This is a genomic window from Streptomyces sp. TLI_171 (genome assembly GCF_003610255.1).
GTDB lineage: Bacteria > Actinomycetota > Actinomycetes > Streptomycetales > Streptomycetaceae > Kitasatospora.
Genome location: NZ_RAPS01000001.1, coordinates 441,205 through 459,661, shown reverse-complemented (window position 1 = coordinate 459,661; position 18,457 = coordinate 441,205). Strand labels below are relative to the sequence as shown.

The following is an 18,457-nucleotide window of genomic DNA, read 5'->3' as shown; positions in this document are numbered from 1 at the left end:
CGGATTTGCGCCCGGGGCGCCGAGGGAGGTCGGCGCCCCGGCGGAGGGAGGGAACGCGTGCGAGTGATCGGGTCAGGCCAGGCCCAGCCAGCCGAGGATGGTCTGCACCAGCAGCACGGTGGACATCAGCGCCACCCCGACCACCACCGCGGTCGCGGCGATCCGGTAGCGCGGGCCGTTGGCGGCGGCGCCGAGCAGCGAGCGGCGGTTGGTGAGCACCAGCAGGTACACCAGCACGATCGGGCTGATCAACCCCTGCAGCACCTGGGTGCCGATCAGCAGCTGGATGACGTCCACCGGGGTGAGCGCCACGATCGCGCCCAGCGCGATCTGCGCGGTGAACACGCCCAGGAACAGCGGAGCGTCGCGGAACCGGCGGGAGACCGAGCGCTCCACCCCGGCCGCTTCGCCGATCGCGTAGCTCGCCGACAGCGGCACCACTGCCCCGGCCAGCGCGGAGGCGCCGAGCAGCCCGAAGGCGAACAGCAGCTCTGCGCCGGGCCCGGCGACGGGCTCCAGCGCGCGGGCCGCCTCCGCGGCGGACTGCAGCGGACCGGAACCGCCGATCGCCGAGGCGGTGGCGATGATGATGGTCAGGCTGATCACGCAGGCGAACACCGCGCCGAGCACGGCGTCCGCCCGGATCAGCTTGTACTCCTCCGGCTTCGCGCCGCGGTCCACCACCCCGGCAGCGGCGTAGAACTGCATGTAGGGGCTGACGGTGGTTCCGATCAGCGCCACGGCGAGCAGCACGAAGTCGCTGGAGGGCCGCAGGTGCGGGACGGCCAGGTTCCGGCCGACCTCGCCCCAGTGCGGGTGGCCGAGGACCATGGCGATCGGATAGGAGAAGAACGCCAGCGACATCACCAGGAAGATCCGCTCCGCCCAGCGGTACGAGCCGAACAGCACCAGGGCCCAGAGCAGCGCGGCAGCCGGCGGGACGACCGCCCACTTCGGGACGCCCAGCAGCTCGAACGCCGCCCCGATCCCGGCGAACTCGCTCACCACCAGGCCGGTGTTGGCCAGCAGCAGGCAGCCGACCGCCAGCGCGGTCAGCCGCAGGCTGAACTGCTCGCGGATCAGCGCGCCGAGCCCCTTGCCGGTGTGCGCGCCGAGCCGCACCGCCATCTCCTGGACCATCACCAGCGCGACGGTCACCAGCACCATGAAGAACAGCGTGCCGTAGGTGAACTGGGAGCCCGCCGACGCGTAGGTGGCGATGCCCGCCGCGTCGTTGCCCGCGTTGGCCGCCACCAGCCCGGGCCCCGCGACCATCGCGACCGCGGCGATCCGGCGCAGCCCCCGGCGCCGCCCGCGCGAGGAACTCGCCTTGCCGGCGGTGGAGTTGACGGCATCAGGCGTCGCCGGGGCGGCGGGGCCGAGACCGGTGCGGGTGCTCATTGGAGGAACCTCCGGAAGTGCAGGCGCCCGCGCTCGGGCAGCAGGGCGTCGAGGATGTCGTCGGCGAGGATCCGGCCCAGCGGCCGCCCGTCCGCGTCGACCACCAGGAGGGAGGACTTGCGGGCCGCCACCAGCCGGTCGGCGGCGCGGGCCAGCCGGGTGTCGGGCGGGAGCGTCACCGGATCGCCGAACTGGGCCAGCCAGGCCACCAGATCGGTGAGCGGGCTGGAATCCTCGGCCACCACCAGGTCGAACAGCGGAATGTCGGCGACCAGCCGCCCGGCGGCGTCGAGCACCACCACGGCGTCGATCTCGGTGCGGTGCTCGGCCTGCGCGGCCAGCTCGGCGCGCACCTCGGCGACGGTCTGCTCCAGCCGGGCGGTGACCAGACGGGTCGTCATGGCGCCGCCGGCGGTGCCCTCGCGGTGCGCGAGCAGGCCGCGCAGCTCGGCGGCGTCCGCGTCGGGCATCCGGGCCAGCAGCGTCTCCCGCTCGCCGGGCTGGAGGTCGCGCAGGGCGTCGGCGGCCTCGTCCGGCTCCATCTCGTCGACCAGCCGGGCGGCGTGCTCGGGCCGGGCCTCGCGCAGCAGGTTCTCCAGCTCGGCGGGCTCCATCTCCTCCAGCGCGTCCGCCGCCTGCTCGGGCTCCAACCAGCCCAGCAGCTGCTGGCGTTCACTGCGGCCGAGGTCCTCCAGGATGTCGGCCAGGTCGGCCGGGCGGAGCCGGTGCAGCGCCGAACGGGAGGCCCGCAGCCGTACCTCCGCCGGTCCCTCGGTGGCCTGCTCGCCGAACGGCGCGACCGACTGCCAGTCGAGCACCCGCTCCGGAGTGGCCCGCACCTGCCAGCGGCGCGGGCCCAGCCGGCGCAGCAGGGTGGGCAGCGAGACGTCCACCCCGACCAGCACCGTCCGGCCGACCAGCGGCGCCAGGTACAGGTCCGCCGCCCGGGTGACCTGGATGCCGTCCACGTCGACGAGTTGGTGGTCCAGGACGTCCCGGGCGAGCAGCACCTCGCCTGGGCGGCGCTGGAAGTCCCGCAGGTCGACCCGGGAGGCCCGCAGCTCGACCCGTCCGGCGCCGAGCCGCCCCACCGTGTCGGCGGGCAGGAACGCCCGGCGGCGGCCGATCCGCAGGATCAGCCCGGTCACCGGCGGGTACGGGTCCGGCCCGTACAGCCGGGCGACCACGTCGGTCAGCCGCCCGACCTCGGCGCCCGCCTGGTTGGTGACGGGCGACCCGATCAGCCCGGCGAGCGAGACCAGCGAGGAGCGCACCGCGCGGCTGGCGGTGGCCCGGTGCTCGAGGTTGACCCGGCGGTCGCGGAGCCGGGCCGTGGTCGATCCGAAGAGTGTGCTGGTGGCCATGAGGAACACCCCCTCTGGCCCCGGCGGACCGGGGCCGGCAGGAGGTCCGGGACAGCTCCCCGCCCCGCCCCCACGCAGGCGCACCCGCGCATGCCCACGCCAGAGGCGCAACTGCCGTGCCCGGCTCGGCGGCTGGGACCGCCCGACACCGGAAAGGGTCACGACGGAAGGCCGGCACCAGGCCGGTCGGCGTCAGGAGAGGGAGAACTGCCTCGAACCGGAGAACATCGGCGAGGAAGGAACGGTGAGGGGCCGACTGTGCCCCGGACTACTGCAGTCCATCTCGCCTCCTCCCGGCCCTGACCGCCCCTGGCGGCCGGCGAGACCTGCCCCGCTACCGGACCAGGATAGGCCCACCGCCACCCGATCCCCGCACGCTTGACCAGGGTTTGACCCCTTCCCGACCATCCGGTGCCCGCCCCGCCCCGCCGCGCGGGCGCAGGTCCGGCGACCGGTTGTGGCCGAACCGCAATGCGCCGGACGGCGCGTTCGTGCACCGGGCGTGGCGATGATGACCGGCATGGGGGACACGAAGAGCGGGACGGGCGGGGCAACGGCGCGCAACAGGTACCTGGACCTGCTGAGGGCGGCGGCGATCGTGCTGGTGGTGCTCGGCCACTGGCTGATCACCGCACTGGTACGCGAACCTGACGGCGCGTTGGCCGCGCCGGAGCTGATGGTCACCGTGCCCTGGACGCAGTGGCTGACCCTGGGCTTCCAGATCATGCCGGTGTTCTTCCTGGCCGGCGGCTACGCGGCGGCCGGTTCCTGGAGCCGTACCCGCGCCGACGGCGGCACCGCGTCCGGCTGGGTCCGGGGTCGCGCGCTGCGCCTGCTGCTGCCCACCGCCGCGTACCTGGTGCCGACCCTCGGCGGCCTGACGGCGGCCGCCGCGCTGGGCGTCGACCCCGCCCTGCTGGCGATGGTCGGCTGGGCGCTGGCCATGCAGTTCTGGTTCCTGCCGGTCTACCTGACGATCAGTGCGCTGACCCCCTGGCTGCACGCGCTGCACCGCCGTTGGGGCCCGGGCGCGGTCGCCGCGCTGGTCGCCGTCGGCGCGGCGGTCGACGTCCTCGTGCTCACCGTGGACGCGGGCTGGACCGAACGGCTCGGCTGGCTCAACCACCTGCTGGTCTGGGCCGTTGCCTACCAGCTCGGCTTCTGCTGGCGCGACGGCGGCCTGACGACCCGTCCGCTGTTCGGCGCGTCCCTCGCCGCGGGCGGCGCGGCCGGGTACGCGGCGCTGGTCGGCTTCGGACCGTTCCCCGTCAGCCTGGTGCTGGTCAGCGGCGAGGAGGTGTCGAACACCAACCCGCCCTCGGTGGCGATGCTCGCCTGGCTGCTCGCCCAGTGCGGCCTGTGCCTGCTGCTGGCCCCGTACGCCGAACGCGCCCTGCGCAGCCGGTCGGCCCTGGCCAGCAGTCAGGCCCTGCGCGGCAGTCAGGCCCTGCGCGGCGGTCAGGCCCTGCGCGGTGGGGCGTCCGTGCGCGGTGGTCAGGCACTGGGCGCTGGGGCGTCCTTGCGCGGTGGGCGGCGCGGGCGGGTGATCGGGACGCTGGGCCGGGTCAGCATGACGCTGTACCTGTGGCACATGGTGCCGGTGCTGGCCGCCGGAGGCGCGTTCTACCTGACCGACCTGGCGCCCGAGCCGGCCGTCGGCTCGCTCGCCTGGTGGGCCTGGCGGCCGGCCTGGGTCCTGCTGCTCGGCCTGCTGCTGGCGGCCCTGCTCGCCGCCCTGCGCCCGGTCGACGGCCTGCTGCTCCGGCTGGCCGGCCGAGCCCGGCCGCAGGCCCCGCTCGCCGGGCTGTGGCGCGCGGCGGCGCTGCTGACCGGCCTCGCCTCGGCCTGCTGGGCGCTGGCGCACTGGGCGGCCGAGGGTCTGGCCCGCACCGGCTCAGTGAACTGGACGCTGCTGCTCGCCTTCGCCGCAGGCGTTGCCCTGGTGGGCGGCGCGGCGCTCACCCGCTCGCCGGTGGAGGGGAGTCGCGCGGCAGCGCCGCTCCCGGACCGGGTCGCGCCCTGACGGGCGGTCAGGAACCCGCTCGCCCGTTCGCCCTGATCCCCCCGCCTGGGCGGATCGTTCGATCCGGCGTGTCGTCGACTGACGCGCTGCGGGCACGGACAGGGCCGTTGCCGCCGGACCGCCCGCCCCGTGGGGCGGGCGGTGGCGTGACCATCGGCAGGTGATCGACGCGATCGCCTGGCACCTCAAGCCCGGCCGGGCCGGCGATGCGCCCGCGTTCGAGAGGGTCATGGCCCCCGTCCGGGTGCCCCGGCCGGTCGGACGGCCGCGCTCGCGGCCGGACGCGGTCCTGGCGGACCAGGCCGACTCCACGCGCGCCTTCCGGCACCACCTGCGGGCATCGACGGATCCGCGCGGTGATCCCGCAACCCGACTGACGAGGTCACCAACCGCAGGAACAGCGGCTCCCGAGGAGCCTGGTGCCCGGCTTCGCTCGGAACGCCCGCGAACAACACAACGCCGGGCAGTAGCTGACCAAATGAAGATCGCGGCGAGGTGGAGTCCGGCGAGGTGGCCGGTGCGGAGATATCCGAAAGGGACTGCCTAGCCGACGGGCGGGGCGCCGAAGCCGGTGACGGCGCCCGGGTGCCCGATTGCGTCGCCGACCGTGCCCGGCCAGACGGTCACCCGGCCCTCCGGGTCCTGCCCGTACAGGTCCGGGACGCCGTCGCCGGTCAGGTCGCCGACCGAGCCGACGACGGGGTAGACGGCCGGGTCGATGCCGCTGCCGATGACGGTGCCTTGGGCCGGATCGGCCGCCGCGGAGGGGTCGACGGCGCAGTTGGCGGCGGCGTTCCTGGTGAACGGGTACGAGAGGATCCGGCCGGTGCTGCGCTCGCGGGCCCACAGGGTGGCCTGCGAAGTGGTGGTGGTCGTCCCGGCTGCGTCGGTGCAGGTGGTGGTGCCGTTGGCGGGGCCGGGGCCGATCAGGTCGTAGTCGCTCCAGTCGAGCCCGGAGAGCAGGGTGTCGACCGGGGCGAGCAGCTTGACGTTGTTGCTGCCGGGGGAGAACAGCCAGAGCTTCGTGCCGATCACCGCGACGAGGTTGGTCCTGGCCGGGGTGCCGGCGGTCTCGTTGCTGACGGAGCCGACGGCGAGGACCTGGCTGGCGTTGCTCCAGTCGGTGCCGAGCTCGGACGGGCAGCCGATCGCGGCGCCGCCGCCGTCGACGCAGGTGACCGCACCCTGAGTGGTGCTGCCGTTGAGGTAGAACGAGGTGCGGGAGGTGAGGGTGGTGGACGAGTTCTGGTACAGGTACAGCCGCGGGTCCCCGGCCGGGTGGGCGATCAGTTCGTCAACGGCGATGCTCCCGCGCAGTGAGCCGCGGTGGGTGGTCCGGACGCCCTGCCAGGTGCCGGTGGGCGAGGTGGCCGCGGGCCCGTAGAGCTGGCCCGTGTCGACCGTGCCGCTGCCGCCCTGGACGGCCCGGAGGTCACCGGCGCTGTCCGGCAGCACGATGTCGGGGTGCCCGTCACCGGTGAGGTCCCCGTACGTGATGACCTGGTTCACGGCCGCCGTGGCCGTGGCCGGGAGCCCGACCAGGCCCAGTCCGAGCGTGCCGGAGGCGAGCAGGGCGATCAGCCGCGGCAGCCGCCGCGGCCCGTGCTGGTGGGACATGCGATGGGGCATGGGGCGTACTCGATTCCTGTGAGTCGTCGACGGGCCGGATGGCTGCGACTGGTTGATGCTCTTCATGCGGAGTTGCCACGTGAAGCATGGGCCCGGGTGGACAAGTGGCGTGTACGAATGAGGAGTTGCCCGCTTATGAGAGATTTGGCGCCGGCCGGCCCAGGGAGGGCCTAGAGGTCGAGGCGGAACTCGATGGAGCGGTGGGTGGTGCGGTAGCCGAGTGACTCGTTGACGGCCAGCATGCCGGTGTTCTGTTCGGCGGTGTCGGTCAGCAGGCCGGTGATCGCGGGGTGCTCGGTGCGGGTCCACCGGACGGTCTCGGCCTTCATGGACCGGGCGAGGCCGCGTCGACGGTGGGCGGGCAGGACCGCGGTGCCGTAGTGCTGGGCGTCGCCGGTCAGGTCGGCGGGCAGGACCAGCTCGCTGAAGCCGACGATCCGGCCGCTCGCGGTCTCCACCGCGGCGACGGTGTGCAGGAGTTCGCCCCGGTCGGCGACCGCCTTCGCGGCGGCGAGCACGCGGGCCTCGTCCCAGGCGACCTGCCCGAAGTGGGTGTCGCCCATCGGCATGTCGTCCATCGCGGTGCGGGAGCGGGTGAAGTCGGCGAGCAGCTCGTCGGGGCAGCTGCCCGTCCAGGAGACCAGCCGGTACTGGGGGTGCACCCGGCCGGGGTCGCCGGCGGGCGCGGTCGCGAGGTCGAGGCGGGCGTAGTCGAGGACCAGGGCCCGGGTGAAGCCGTGGGCGGTGAGGAAGCCGTCACCGGGGGAGCCCTCGACGGCCTGGGCGTTCAGAGCCTGCCGGCCGTCCGCGCGGGCCGCGTCGGTCGCCGCCGCGAGCAGTGCCGAGCCGACGCCGCGCCGCCGTTCCGCGGGGTGGACGTCCAGGGCGAGGCCGCAGAGGTGGGACTGCCCGGGGGAGGTGAAGAGCCGCAGGAAGGCGGTCCCCAGCGGAGTGCCGTCCGGGTCGGCGGCCAGCCAGGCGAGGCGGTGGGACAGCGCGCTGTCGGCGGGGTCGGTGAGGGCGGTCAGGCGGAAGGTCACGGGCCGTGGACTCCATGGGAAGGCGGGCGGTCGGGCAGGCGCCACCGAAACAGGTCCGGGCCGCCGGGGCAAGCGGATTTCTCCGCGCGCAGCACGATGATCATTCAAGTTCGGCTCCGAAAGCCGAGACTGACGGATGATCAGGTATTGGCCACACCCGCGCGGCCACTGGTGCGGGCCCGCCCCGGGCAGGATCATGGTCCCGGAAGCGGGCGGCGGCGGAGGTGGAGTGCGGATGGCCGGGGCACGACTCACGGTGGAGCGGCTGCGGGCGCTGGTGGCCGACGGCGAGATCGAGACGGTGGTGCTCGCCGTCACCGACATGCAGGGCCGGCTGCAGGGCAAGCGGCTGGCCGCCGAGCACTTCCTCGACGAGGTGCTGACCGGTGGCGCCGAGGGCTGCGGCTACCTGCTGGCGGTGGACGTCGAGATGAACACCGTCGACGGGTACACCGTCTCCTCCTGGGAGAGCGGCTACGGCGACCTGGTGTTCGCCCCCGACCTCGCCACCCTGCGCATGGTGCCCTGGCACCCGGCCACCGCCATGGTCCAGTGCGACCTCGCGCACCACGACGGCACGCCCGTCGCGGTCTCGCCCCGCCAGGTGCTGCGCCGCCAACTGGAGCGGCTGGCCGGGTACGGGTGGGGCGCGTACGTGGGCACCGAGCTGGAGTTCATGGTCTTCCGGGACAGCTACGAGCAGGCCTGGGAGAAGCAGTACCAGGGCCTCACCCCCGTCAACCAGTACAACGTGGACTACTCGATCCTGGGCACCGGCCGGATCGAGCCGCTGCTGCGCCGCCTGCGCACCGGCATGGCCGGCGCCGGCCTGACGGTGGAGTCGGCGAAGGGCGAGTGCAACCTCGGGCAGCACGAGATCGCCTTCCGGTACGCGCAGGCGCTGACCACCTGCGACGACCACGCGGTCTACAAGACCGGCGCGAAGGAGATCGCCGCGCAGGAGGGCGTCAGCCTGACCTTCATGGCCAAGTACGACCAGCGCGAGGGCAACTCCTGCCACGTGCACCTGAGCCTGCGCGACGAGCAGGGCCGCCCGGTGTTCCCCGGCGACGGCCCGCACGGCTTCTCCCGCACCATGGAGCACTTCCTGGCGGGCCAGCTCGCCTGCCTGGACGAGTTCGCGCTGCTGCTGGCGCCGACCGTCAACTCCTACAAGCGCTACGTGCCGGGCAGTTTCGCGCCCACCGCGATCGCCTGGGGCCGCGACAACCGGACCTGCGCACTGCGGGTGGTCGGGCACGGCGGCTCGCTGCGGTTCGAGAACCGGGTCCCCGGCGGCGACGTCAACCCGTACCTGGCGGTGGCCGCGCTGATCGCCGCCGGACTGCACGGCGTCGAGCGACAGCTTCCGCTGGAGCCGGAGTTCACCGGCAACGCGTACGCCTCCGACGCCCGCCGGGTGCCCGCCACGCTGCGCGAGGCGATCGAGCTGTTCGACCGCAGCGAGGCCGCCACCGAGGCGTTCGGCAAGGACGTGGTGCGGCACTACGCGCACGCCGGCCGGGTCGAACTCGCCGCGTACGACGCCGCCGTGACCGACTGGGAGCGCCGCCGCGGCTTCGAGCGGCTGTGACGGCGGGGCGGCTGCGGCAACGCGGCCGAGGTGAGGACGAGCGGCTGTGACACCCGACCGGAGCGAGGAGAGCGCGTGACCGAGGAACCCGACCTGTACCGGGTCGTCAACCCCGCCACCGAGGAGGTGATCGAGACCGTCGAGCTGGCCGGCCGGGCCGCCGCCGACGCCGCGATCGCCCGGGCGACGGCCGCGTTCGAGACCTGGCGGGCCGTCAGCCCGGGCGACCGGGCCCGGCTGCTGCGGCGGTTCGCCGCCGAGGTGGACGCCGACCGAGAGTTCCTGGCCGCGCTGGAGGTCGCCAACGCCGGCCACACCATCGGCAACGCCCGCTGGGAGGCCGGCAACGCCCGCGACGTCATCGAGTACTACGCGGGCGCGCCGGAGCGGCTGTTCGGCCGGCAGATCCCGGTCGCCGGCGGCCTGGACGTGACCTTCCACGAACCGCTCGGCGTGGTCGGCGTGATCGTGCCGTGGAACTTCCCGATGCCGATCGCGGCCTGGGCCCTCGCGCCCGCGCTGGCCGCCGGCAACACCGTGATCGTCAAGCCCGCCGAGCCGACCCCGCTCACCGCGCTGCGGCTGGCCGAACTCGCCCTGCGGGCCGGTCTGCCCGAGGGCGTGCTGCAGGTGCTGCCGGGCCGCGGCCCGGTGGTCGGGCAGCGCTTCGTCACCCACCCGGACGTCCGCAAGGTGGTGTTCACCGGCTCCACCGCCGTCGGCAAGGCCGTGATGGCGGGCTGCGCCGCCCAGGTCAAGCCCGTCACGCTGGAACTCGGCGGCAAGAGCGCCAACATCGTGTTCGCCGACGCCGACCTGGAGAAGGCCGCGGCCACCGCCCCCTACGCGGTGTTCGACAACGCCGGGCAGGACTGCTGCGCGCGCTCCCGGATCCTGGTCGAGGCGAGCGTCTACGAGGAGTTCCTGGGCCGGCTGGAGAGCGCCGTGCGGGGCGTCCGGGTCGGCGACCCGCGGGACGAGAAGACCGAGATGGGCCCGCTGATCTCGGCCGCGCACCGGCAGCGCGTCGCCTCGTACGTGGACGGCGACACCGAGGTGGCGTTCCGCGGCAGCGCCCCCGACGGGCCCGGGTTCTGGTTCCCGCCGACGGTGCTGGCGCCGATCTCCCCGGATCACCGGGCGTTCACCGAGGAGGTGTTCGGCCCGGTCGTCGCCGTGGTGCCGTTCCGCGGCGAGAGCGACGCGGTGCGGATCGCCAACGCCACCGACTACGGCCTGTCCGGGTCGATCTGGACCCGCGACGTGGGCCGGGCGCTGCGCGTCGCCCGGGCCGTGGAGGCGGGCAACCTGTCCGTCAACTCGCACTCCTCGGTGCGCTACTGGACGCCGTTCGGCGGATTCAAGCAGTCCGGCCTGGGCCGCGAGCTCGGACCGGACGCCCTGCACGCCTTCACCGAGACCAAGAACGTCTTCATCGCCACGGAGGAATGAGCCCCATGAGCAAGCGACTTGACGGCCGGGTGGCGGTCGTCACCGGTGCGGGCAGCGGGATCGGACTGGCCACCGTGCGCCGGTTCGCCGCCGAGGGCGCGAAGGTGGTCTGCGCCGACATCGACGAGGAGACCGGCGCCAAGGCCGCCAACGAGGTCGGCGGCCTGTTCGTGCGCACCGACGTGACGGACGAGGAGCAGGTCCGGACGCTGTTCGACACCGCCGTCGAGCACTACGGCAGCCTCGACGTGGCGTTCAACAACGCGGGCATCTCGCCGCCCGACGACGACTCCATCCTGGTCACCGGCCTGGAGGCGTGGAAGCGCGTCCAGGACGTCAACCTGACCTCGGTGTACCTGTGCTGCAAGTACGCCATCGGCCACATGCGGCGGCAGGGCAAGGGCTCGATCATCAACACCGCGTCGTTCGTCGCGGTGATGGGCGCGGCGACCTCGCAGATCTCCTACAGCGCCTCCAAGGGCGGGGTGCTGGCGATGAGCCGCGAGCTGGGCGTGGAGTTCGCCCGCGAGGGGATCCGGGTCAACGCGCTCTGCCCGGGGCCGGTCAACACCCCGCTGCTGCAGGAACTGTTCGCCAAGGACCCGGAGCGGGCCGCCCGCCGCCTGGTGCACATCCCGCTCGGCCGGTTCGCCGAACCCGAGGAGATCGCCGCCGCGGTGGCCTTCCTGGCCAGCGACGACTCCTCGTTCATGACCGCCAACACCTTCCTGGTGGACGGCGGCATCTCCGGCGCGTACGTCACGCCGCTGTAGCAGCGCGACGGCCGGGCGGCGTCCGCGAGGGCGCCGCCCGGCCGCCGGCCCGGGATCACTGCGCGGAGGACGCGTCCCCGCCGACCGCCAGCGCGTCGCCGCCGTCGGCCAGGGCGTCGCCGCCGACCGCCAGCGCCGAACCGGTCAGCGCCTCGGCGTCGCCGCCGATCGCGCCCGCGTTGCCGTCCTGCGCCCAGGCGTCGCCGCCGACCGCCCCGGCGCTGCCGCCGATCGCGGCCGCGTCGCCGCCGACGGCGAGCGAACCGTGCGGGTGAGCCATGTGGTGCGCGGACGCGGTGCCCGCGCCGCCGAGCAGGGCGAGGCCGGCGAGGAAGGTGGCGGTGGTGGCCTTGACGAGGCTGGAACGCATCGGGTCCTCCAGGGAATTGGTGCTGGACACGAACGATCATCGGGGCCGCCGCCGGCGCGGTGCACGCCACGGTCCGGGGAGTCACCCGTCCGGGCCAACACCGCCGCCGCGAGGAGTGAGTGCGGTACCGCCGGATGCCGTACCCGGGCTGGCGCGAAGTTGACTCGGCTGCACCACAAGGGAGTTGACGTCCGGTCAGTGCGACGATCGGACCGGGAGCTCCATCTCGAACCAGACCACCTTGCCGTCCCGGGTGGCCCGGCTGCCCCAGCGGTGCGCCAACTCGTTGATCAGCACCATGCCCCGGCCGCCCTCGTCGTGCTCCCCGGCCGGCCGCAGCCGCGGCTCCCGGCTGTCCGCGTCCGACACCTCCACCGTCAGCAGCGCACCCCGGAACACCCGCAGCTGCAGCGGCGAACCCGCGTGCAACAGGGCGTTGGCCAGCAGCTCGCCGGTCAGCAGCACCACCGGCTCCACCAGCGAAGCCAGCCCCCAGCCGGTCAGCGTCCGCCGGGTGAAGTCCCGGGCGTGCCGCAGCAGCGCCGGATCGCCGGACAGCGCCAGCGTCGCCAGCTGGTCCGCGCCGACCGGCCCCGCGTGCGCCATGATCACCGCGACGTCGTCCTGCCCGAGCGTCGCCCCGAGCGCCCCCAGCACCGCGTCGCAGCCGCGCTCCAGGGTGTCCTGCCGGCGCGTCACCGTCTCGCGCAGCAACTCCAGGCCCTGGTCCAGGTCCTGGCCGCGCCGCTCCACCAGCCCGTCCGTGTACAGCACCAGCAGCCCGTCCTCGCGCAGCGGGAACCGCACCGACTCGAACGGCACCCCGCCCACGCCCAGCGGCGCCCCCGGCGGCGGGGTCACCAGCCGCGCCTCGCCGTCACGCTCCGACACCACCGGCGGCAGGTGCCCCGCCGACGCCAGGATGCACTCCTCGTCCACCGGGTCGAACACCGCGCACACGCAGGTCGCGAACTGGTCCGCGCCGAGCTGCGCGGTGGCCTCGTCCAGGCGCCGCAGCACCCGCGCCGGATCCAGGTCCAGCGTCACCAGCGTCCGCGCCACCGTCCGCAACTGACCCATCGTCGCCGCCGCCCGGATGCCGTGCCCCATCACGTCGCCGACGATCAGCGCCACCCGCCCGCCGGTCAGCGGCACCACGTCGAACCAGTCGCCGCCCACCTCGTCGCCCACGCTGGACGGCAGGTACCGGTAGGCGATCTCCAGCCCCGGCGTGCGGTGCACGTCCTGCGGCAGCAGGCTGCGCTGCAGGGTCAGCGCCGTGTCCCGCTCCCGCCGGTACAGCCGGGAGTTGTCGATGCAGACCGCCGCCCGCGCCGCCAACTCCTCGCCCAGCGCAAGGTCCGCCGAGGTGAACGGCTCCGGGTTCTGCACCCGCACGAACTCCACCCCGCCCAGCACCTGACCGCGCGCCAGCAGCGGCACCATCAGGTACGAGTGCACGCCCGCCTCAAGGCTCGGCTGGATCCGGTCCGGATGCGCGACGATCCGGCGCAGCGCGAACTCGTCCACGTGCGGCACCAGGATCGACCGCCCGGTGCGCATCGCCTGCGCGTACAGCTGCGCCGACCGGGACGCCATCCCGACCTCGTCCGCCGCGCCCGCCAACTGCACGCCGCCGTCCCGCTCGCCGACCGCGACCGCCCGCAGCATCACCGAACCGGACTCCGGCACCGGCTCCGGGTCCTCGCCGGTCAGCACCGCCTCGCGGATGTCCACCGTCACGAAGTCCGCGAACCGCGGCAGCACCACCTCCACCAGCTCCTGCGCGGTGGTGGACAGGTCCAGCGTGGTGCCGATCCGGGTCGACGCCTCGTTCAGCAGCGCCAGGCGCTGCTGCGCCGCCTCCGCCGCCTCCAGGGCCCGCTGCCGCTGCTCGGCCGCGTCCCGCTCCCGGGTGTACAGCAGGGCGTTGTCGATCGACACCGCCGCCCGCCCGGCCAGCTCGCTGGCCAGGGCCAGGTCGGAGTGGTCGTAGGGCACGTCGGTGCGGGAGCGGAAGAACGTCGCGGTGCCGATCGCCGCGCCGCGGGCGATCAGCGGCACCACCATCAGCGACCGCACCCCCTGCGAGCGGATCGCCCCGCCCCGGACCGGGTCGTCCGCGAACCAGCTCATCGACGGCTCGTCGGTGCGCGGCAGCAGCACCGGCCGGCCGTGCGACAGCGCCCAGGCGTACGGGGTGCTGGGGTGGAAGCGCTGGACGGTGCCCTCCGCGGCGATCGGCGTCATGCCGCTGCCCGGCACGGTGTGGAAGGCCAGGCGGCGCAGCACCGCCGACCGGTCGACCCGGTCCGGCAGCGAGGGCGCCTCGCCGCGCACCAGGTCGTCCAGCACCTCGACCACCACGGTGTCCGCCAGCCGCGGGGTGGCCGTCTCGGCCAGCTCCCGGGCGGTGGTCGCCAGGTCCAGGGTGGTCCCGATCCGGGTGGAGGCCTCGTTCAGCAGCGCCAGCCGGTCCTGGGCGGCCGCGGCGGCGGTCTCCGCCTCGAAGCGGCTGGTGATGTCCACGATGGTCGTGCTCACGCCGAGCACCGTGCCGTCCGGCTGTTCCAGCCGGAAACAGGACGCCGACCAGGCGTGCTCGCGCTCCGGGTCGGCCGGCGTCCAGCCGTGCGTGCGGATGTCCAGCTCGGGCGTGCCGGTCGCCAGCACCCGGCGCATCACCCGCTCGGCCTGCTGCCCGTCGATGCCCGGCACCACCTCGGTCAGCCGGCGGTGCAGGTGCTGCTCCACCGGGACGCCGTTGATCGCCGCCAGCGCCTCGTTCAGCCGCACGAAGCGCAGCTCGGTGTCGAACACCGACATGCCCACCGGCGACTGCGTGAAGAACCCGTCCAGCACCGCCAGGTCCGAGGCCAGCCGGCGCACCGCGCCCACGTCCGAGGCCACCGCCAGCACCATCGGGCGGCCGTCCTGCCCGAGCACCGGGTAGGTGCGGAAGTCCAGCTGCACCGAGTGCCCGTCCCGGTGCCGGACCGGGAAGACGCCCGACCAGGGGTGCCCGGACAGGATCCGGCCGAACAGCTCCAGCACCGACTTGCGTCGCTCCGGGCCGACCAGGATGTCCGCCGCGCGGGCGCCCACCGCCTCCGACGCCGGGTGGCCGAGCAGGGCCTCCGCGTCGGGGCTCCAGTGCAGGATCCGGCCGTCCGCCGCGACCACGGCGGTGGCCACCGGGATCGACAGCAGGCCGTCCGGGACCGGCGCGCCGCCTGCCGCGAGCGGCGCGGTGGGGCGGGTTCGGGGAATCATGCCCTGCTTGTCGGTGTCCATCTGGCCACCTGCCGTTCCGGGGGCGGGTACCGCCCTGCCATGGTCGCATGACGGGCCGCCCGCGCCCAGACGGGTGACCGACCACTAAAGTGGGCCGGATGGACTTCGACCGGACCGGCCCCGGGGCGGCACGCCGTGGCGCGTAGGAAACCCGCCCCGGTGAGCCCGCTGCCGCAGCGCGACGGCATCGACCCCGTGCACGTGCGGCTGCCCCTCGACGGCGGGTGGGAAACGGTGCGCGAGTACCTGGCGGAGCGGTACGGGGCCGCGGCGGGGGAGGGGCGGATCGCGGCGATGCTGGCGGCCGGCGAGTTCCTCGGCCCCGACGGCCCGATCACCGCCGGGACGCCGTACCGGCCCGGCGGCCACGTCTGGTTCCACCGGGAGCCCGGGCCGCCCGAGCCGGTGGTGCCGTTCGCGGTCGAGGTGCTGCACCGCGACGAGCGGATCGTGGTCGCCGACAAGCCGCACTTCCTGGCCACCACCCCGCGCGGCAGCCACGCCGTGCAGACCGCGCTGGCCCGGCTGCGGCACGACCTCGGCCTGCCCAGGCTGAGCCCCGCGCACCGGCTGGACCGGCTCACCGCGGGCGTGGTGCTGTTCGTCGCGGACCCCGCGCTGCGCGGCGCCTACCAGGGGCTCTTCGAGCGGCGGGAGGCCGTCAAGGAGTACGAGGCGATCGCCCGGCACGACCCGGCGGTGGCGCTGCCCGCGGTGGTCCGCAGCCGGATCCTGAAGGACCGCGGCCGGCTGGACGCCTACGAGGCGCCGGGGGTGCCGAACGCGGAGAGCCGGGTCGAACTGGTCGAGGTGCGCGCGGGCCTGGGCCGCTACCGGCTGGCCCCGCGCACCGGACGGACGCACCAGCTGCGGGTGCACATGAACGGCCTCGGGCTGCCGCTGCTCGGCGACCCGCTCTACCCCGCGGTGCTGCCCGACCCGGAGGTCGAGGACTACCGGCGCCCGCTCCAACTCCTGGCGCGCTCGCTGGAGTTCACCGATCCGGTGAGCGGCGGGCGGCTGCGCTTCGAGAGCACCCGGCAGCTGGCCGCCTGGCAGGACCCGGCGGCCTGGGCGGGCTGACGCCCCGTCGCGCGGCGCCCGGTCGCCGGCCGGACGGCCCGGGACGTGCTTCGGCTGTCGCCGAAGCCGAGACGTGAAGCGATTGTGAGGTCCCTGCATCGGTCGGGCGGGGGTCGGGGCCTCCTTGTGCGCAGTGTATTGACGGACAGTCTAATAACTTCTACCTTCGCGGCAGAGCCACCTCCACACCCTCGACCGCCCCACCGCGAAGGAGCCGGCATGCCGCCCCAGCCCGCCGCCACCCCCACCGCTCCCGACCGCGAGCGCACCGCCCCCGACCGGGAACGCACCGCCGAACGCCTGCTCGCCTCCTCCGCGAAGCTCTCGTTCAACCCCCTCAAGGACGTCGACTGGGACGCCGCGCCCGTCCCCGGCGCCTACTACTGCCCGCCCCGGCACCTCTCCCTCTACGGCACCGACCTGTGGGAGCGGATGACCGACGAGGAGCGGATCGAACTCTCCAAGCACGAGGTCGCCTCGATCGCCAGCGTCGGAATCTGGTTCGAGGAGATCCTGATGCAGATGCTGCTGCGCCACGCCTTCGACCGGGACCCCACCAGCAACCACGTGCAGTACGCGCTCACCGAGATCGCCGACGAGTGCCGGCACTCGATCATGTTCGCCCGCATGATCGCCAAGATGGGCGTCCCCGCGTACGGCGCCGGCTTCGTCGCGCACAACCTCGGCCGCCTGTTCAAGGCGATCTCCACCCACAGCCAGACCTTCGGCGGCACCATGTACGTCGAGGAGATCCTGGACGCCTTCCAGCGCGAGGTGATGAACGACGAGACCCTGCAGCCGCTCACCCGGCAGGTCTCCCGGATCCACGTCATCGAGGAGGCCCGGCACATCAGCTACGCCCGCGAGGAACTGGTCCGCAAGCACCTCGGCCCGATCCGCCGCCGGTACGAGCAGCTGTTCATCGGGCTGATCGTCTACTACGCCACCACCGCCCTGATCCACCCCCGCCTCTACGCCGCCGTCGGCGTCGACCCCAAGGTCGGCAAGGCCGTCGCCCGGGCCAACCCGAACTGGCGGGCCACCAAGGTGGAGATGGCGCAGAAGGTGGTCTCGGTGCTCGACAAGGCCGGGCTGGTCGGCCGCACCAACCGCTGGCTGCTGCGCGCGGCGGGCGTGATCGGATAGTCCGTCCGGCCACACCTGCAGCGGGGCGCACGGTGGTGATCACCCGCTGCAGGTGTGGCCTTCCGGTGTGCGAGTGGCGCGGATACAGTGCGACGCGTCACGAACTACCGGGGGGAAGTCTCATGCGTCGCGCACCCGTCGGCACCGCCGCCGTCACCGCCCTGCTGCTCGCCGCCGTCGCCGGATGCACCGGATCGACACCCTCGCAGGACGGCGCCGGCCCGGGCGCCGCTCCCAGCTCCGGCGGGACGGCCACCGGAGCCCCCGGCACGGGCAGCAGCGCCCCGGCCGACCCGTCCGCGGCCGCCCAGCCGTCCGGCGGCGGCAGCAGCGCCGGCGCCACCGACAGCATCACGGTGGCGTTCGCCGGCGACGTCCACTTCGAGGGGCGCACCGCCTCCCGGCTCTCCGCCCCGGCCGCCGAGACCGCGCTCGGCCCGATCTCCCGGACGCTGGCCGCCGCCGACCTCTCGGTGCTCAACCTGGAGACCGCGATCACCGGCCGCGGCAAGGCCGAACCCAAGACCTACACCTTCCGCACCACCCCGAAGGCGCTCGGCGCGCTCAGGGACGCCGGCGTCGACGTGGTCTCGCAGGCCAACAACCACGCCGTCGACTTCGGCCCCGACGGCCTGGCCGACACCCTCGCCGCCAAGGCCTCCTCGCCGATACCCGTGGTCGGCATCGGCAAGGACGCCGAGGAGGCGTACGCGCCCTACGTCACCACCGTGCGCGGGGTGAAGGTCGCGGTGCTGGCGGCCAGTCAGGTCAACGAGATCACCAACCAGAAGTGGCGGGCCGGGGAGCACAAGGCCGGCATCGCGTCCGCGCTCGACGAGGCGGCCCTGGTGCGCGCCGTCACCGAGGCCAGGGCCACCGCGCCGGTGGTCCTGGTGTACCTGCACTGGGGAGACGAGGGCGTGGCCTGTCCGACCGGCGCACAGACCGGGCTGGCCAAGAAGCTGGCCGCGGCCGGGGCCACCGCCGTGGTCGGCACCCACGCCCACACCATGCTCGGCGCGGGCATGCTCGGCAGGACCTACGTGGCCTACGGCTTCGGCAACTTCCTCTGGTACGGCACGTCGAACTACCCCGGGTCGGACGAGACCGGCGTCACCACGCTGACCGTCACCGCCGACGGCCGGGTCACCGGCGAGGCCTTCACGCCCGCGCACATCGACGGCCGCGGCGTGCCCGTGCCGCAGACCGGCAACGCCGCGAAGGCCGCCCAGCAGCGCCGGGACGGCCTTCGCGGCTGCACCGGGCTGGCCGCCGCCCCGAAGTGACG

General features: G+C 74.2%; 13 protein-coding genes. 7 read left to right on the top strand and 6 right to left on the bottom strand.

What is annotated here, in order from left to right:
- Nucleotides 1-72: 72 nt before the first annotated feature.
- Complete coding sequence (locus BX266_RS02110; RefSeq protein ID WP_259464492.1) at nt 73-1,401, bottom strand: NRAMP family divalent metal transporter; 1,329 nt, start codon at nt 1,399-1,401, stop codon at nt 73-75.
- Nucleotides 1,398-2,765: a magnesium transporter MgtE N-terminal domain-containing protein gene (locus tag BX266_RS02105; protein WP_099897222.1), complete on the bottom strand. Its 1,368-nt coding sequence runs from the start codon at nt 2,763-2,765 to the stop codon at nt 1,398-1,400. Before BX266_RS02105 ends, BX266_RS02110 begins: the two co-directional genes overlap by 4 nt.
- 520 nt (nt 2,766-3,285) lie before the next feature.
- Here BX266_RS02105 and BX266_RS02100 point away from each other — a divergent pair.
- The gene (locus tag BX266_RS02100) at nt 3,286-4,788 is read left to right on the top strand and encodes an acyltransferase (RefSeq protein WP_099907283.1); all 1,503 of its coding nucleotides are present in this window, start codon (nt 3,286-3,288) and stop codon (nt 4,786-4,788) included.
- 543 nt (nt 4,789-5,331) lie between these two features.
- Here BX266_RS02100 and BX266_RS02095 read toward each other — a convergent pair.
- Both BX266_RS02095 and BX266_RS02090 read right to left on the bottom strand, forming a co-directional pair.
- Entirely contained in the window at nt 5,332-6,417 is a 1,086-nt protein-coding gene (locus tag BX266_RS02095) for a hypothetical protein (RefSeq protein ID WP_143686844.1), read from the bottom strand.
- A 170-nt stretch (nt 6,418-6,587) separates the two neighbouring features.
- Nucleotides 6,588-7,457 (bottom strand): GNAT family N-acetyltransferase, encoded by an 870-nt coding sequence (locus BX266_RS02090; RefSeq protein WP_099897220.1) that lies wholly within the window; start codon nt 7,455-7,457, stop codon nt 6,588-6,590.
- A gap of 235 nt (nt 7,458-7,692) precedes the next feature.
- Between BX266_RS02090 and BX266_RS02085 the strand changes: the two genes are divergently transcribed.
- The 3 genes from BX266_RS02085 to BX266_RS02075 all read left to right on the top strand — a co-directional run bounded on the left by BX266_RS02085 (nt 7,693) and on the right by BX266_RS02075 (nt 11,276).
- A complete protein-coding gene (locus BX266_RS02085) occupies nt 7,693-9,051 on the top strand; it encodes a glutamine synthetase family protein (protein WP_099897219.1) in 1,359 nt (452 codons plus the stop codon).
- A 75-nt stretch (nt 9,052-9,126) separates the two neighbouring features.
- Entirely contained in the window at nt 9,127-10,503 is a 1,377-nt protein-coding gene (locus BX266_RS02080; protein WP_180290345.1) for an aldehyde dehydrogenase, read from the top strand.
- Nucleotides 10,500-11,276 (top strand): 3-oxoacyl-ACP reductase, encoded by a 777-nt coding sequence (locus tag BX266_RS02075; RefSeq protein ID WP_099897218.1) that lies wholly within the window; start codon nt 10,500-10,502, stop codon nt 11,274-11,276. The genes BX266_RS02080 and BX266_RS02075 overlap by 4 nt, the downstream gene beginning before the upstream one ends.
- Before the next feature lie 55 nt (nt 11,277-11,331).
- Here BX266_RS02075 and BX266_RS02070 read toward each other — a convergent pair whose 3' ends face one another.
- Together BX266_RS02070 and BX266_RS02065 are read right to left on the bottom strand one after the other, a co-directional pair.
- Nucleotides 11,332-11,676 (bottom strand): hypothetical protein, encoded by a 345-nt coding sequence (locus BX266_RS02070; protein ID WP_143686843.1) that lies wholly within the window; start codon nt 11,674-11,676, stop codon nt 11,332-11,334.
- A gap of 165 nt (nt 11,677-11,841) precedes the next feature.
- Nucleotides 11,842-14,940: a SpoIIE family protein phosphatase gene (locus tag BX266_RS02065; RefSeq protein ID WP_099897216.1), complete on the bottom strand. Its 3,099-nt coding sequence runs from the start codon at nt 14,938-14,940 to the stop codon at nt 11,842-11,844.
- A 159-nt stretch (nt 14,941-15,099) separates the two neighbouring features.
- Here BX266_RS02065 and BX266_RS02060 point away from each other — a divergent pair, with 159 nt between their 5' ends.
- The 3 genes from BX266_RS02060 (at nt 15,100) to BX266_RS02050 (ending at nt 18,455) form a co-directional block, all read left to right on the top strand.
- On the top strand, nt 15,100-16,023 hold the full coding sequence (locus tag BX266_RS02060) for a pseudouridine synthase (protein ID WP_099897215.1): 924 nt from the start codon (nt 15,100-15,102) through the stop codon (nt 16,021-16,023).
- A 219-nt stretch (nt 16,024-16,242) separates the two neighbouring features.
- Nucleotides 16,243-17,169 carry a diiron oxygenase gene (locus BX266_RS02055; protein WP_099897214.1) on the top strand — a complete coding sequence of 309 codons (927 nt, stop codon included), beginning with the start codon at nt 16,243-16,245 and terminating at the stop codon, nt 17,167-17,169.
- 122 nt (nt 17,170-17,291) lie between these two features.
- Nucleotides 17,292-18,455, top strand: coding sequence for a CapA family protein (locus tag BX266_RS02050; RefSeq protein WP_099897213.1), 1,164 nt, complete (start codon nt 17,292-17,294; stop codon nt 18,453-18,455).
- Nucleotides 18,456-18,457: the final 2 nt, after the last annotated feature.

What these genes read in the sequence shown, in the direction of transcription:
- BX266_RS02105 (WP_099897222.1), bottom strand. Translation starts at nt 2,765, where the DNA reads ATGGCCACCAGCACACTCTTCGGATCGACCACGGCCCGGCTCCGCGAC.
- BX266_RS02085 (WP_099897219.1), top strand. Translation starts at nt 7,693, where the DNA reads ATGGCCGGGGCACGACTCACGGTGGAGCGGCTGCGGGCGCTGGTGGCC.
- BX266_RS02095 (WP_143686844.1), bottom strand. Translation starts at nt 6,417, where the DNA reads ATGCCCCATCGCATGTCCCACCAGCACGGGCCGCGGCGGCTGCCGCGG.
- BX266_RS02110 (WP_259464492.1), bottom strand. Translation starts at nt 1,401, where the DNA reads ATGAGCACCCGCACCGGTCTCGGCCCCGCCGCCCCGGCGACGCCTGAT.
- BX266_RS02100 (WP_099907283.1), top strand. Translation starts at nt 3,286, where the DNA reads ATGGGGGACACGAAGAGCGGGACGGGCGGGGCAACGGCGCGCAACAGG.
- BX266_RS02065 (WP_099897216.1), bottom strand. Translation starts at nt 14,940, where the DNA reads ATGGACACCGACAAGCAGGGCATGATTCCCCGAACCCGCCCCACCGCG.
- BX266_RS02055 (WP_099897214.1), top strand. Translation starts at nt 16,243, where the DNA reads ATGCCGCCCCAGCCCGCCGCCACCCCCACCGCTCCCGACCGCGAGCGC.
- BX266_RS02050 (WP_099897213.1), top strand. Translation starts at nt 17,292, where the DNA reads ATGCGTCGCGCACCCGTCGGCACCGCCGCCGTCACCGCCCTGCTGCTC.
- BX266_RS02075 (WP_099897218.1), top strand. Translation starts at nt 10,500, where the DNA reads ATGAGCCCCATGAGCAAGCGACTTGACGGCCGGGTGGCGGTCGTCACC.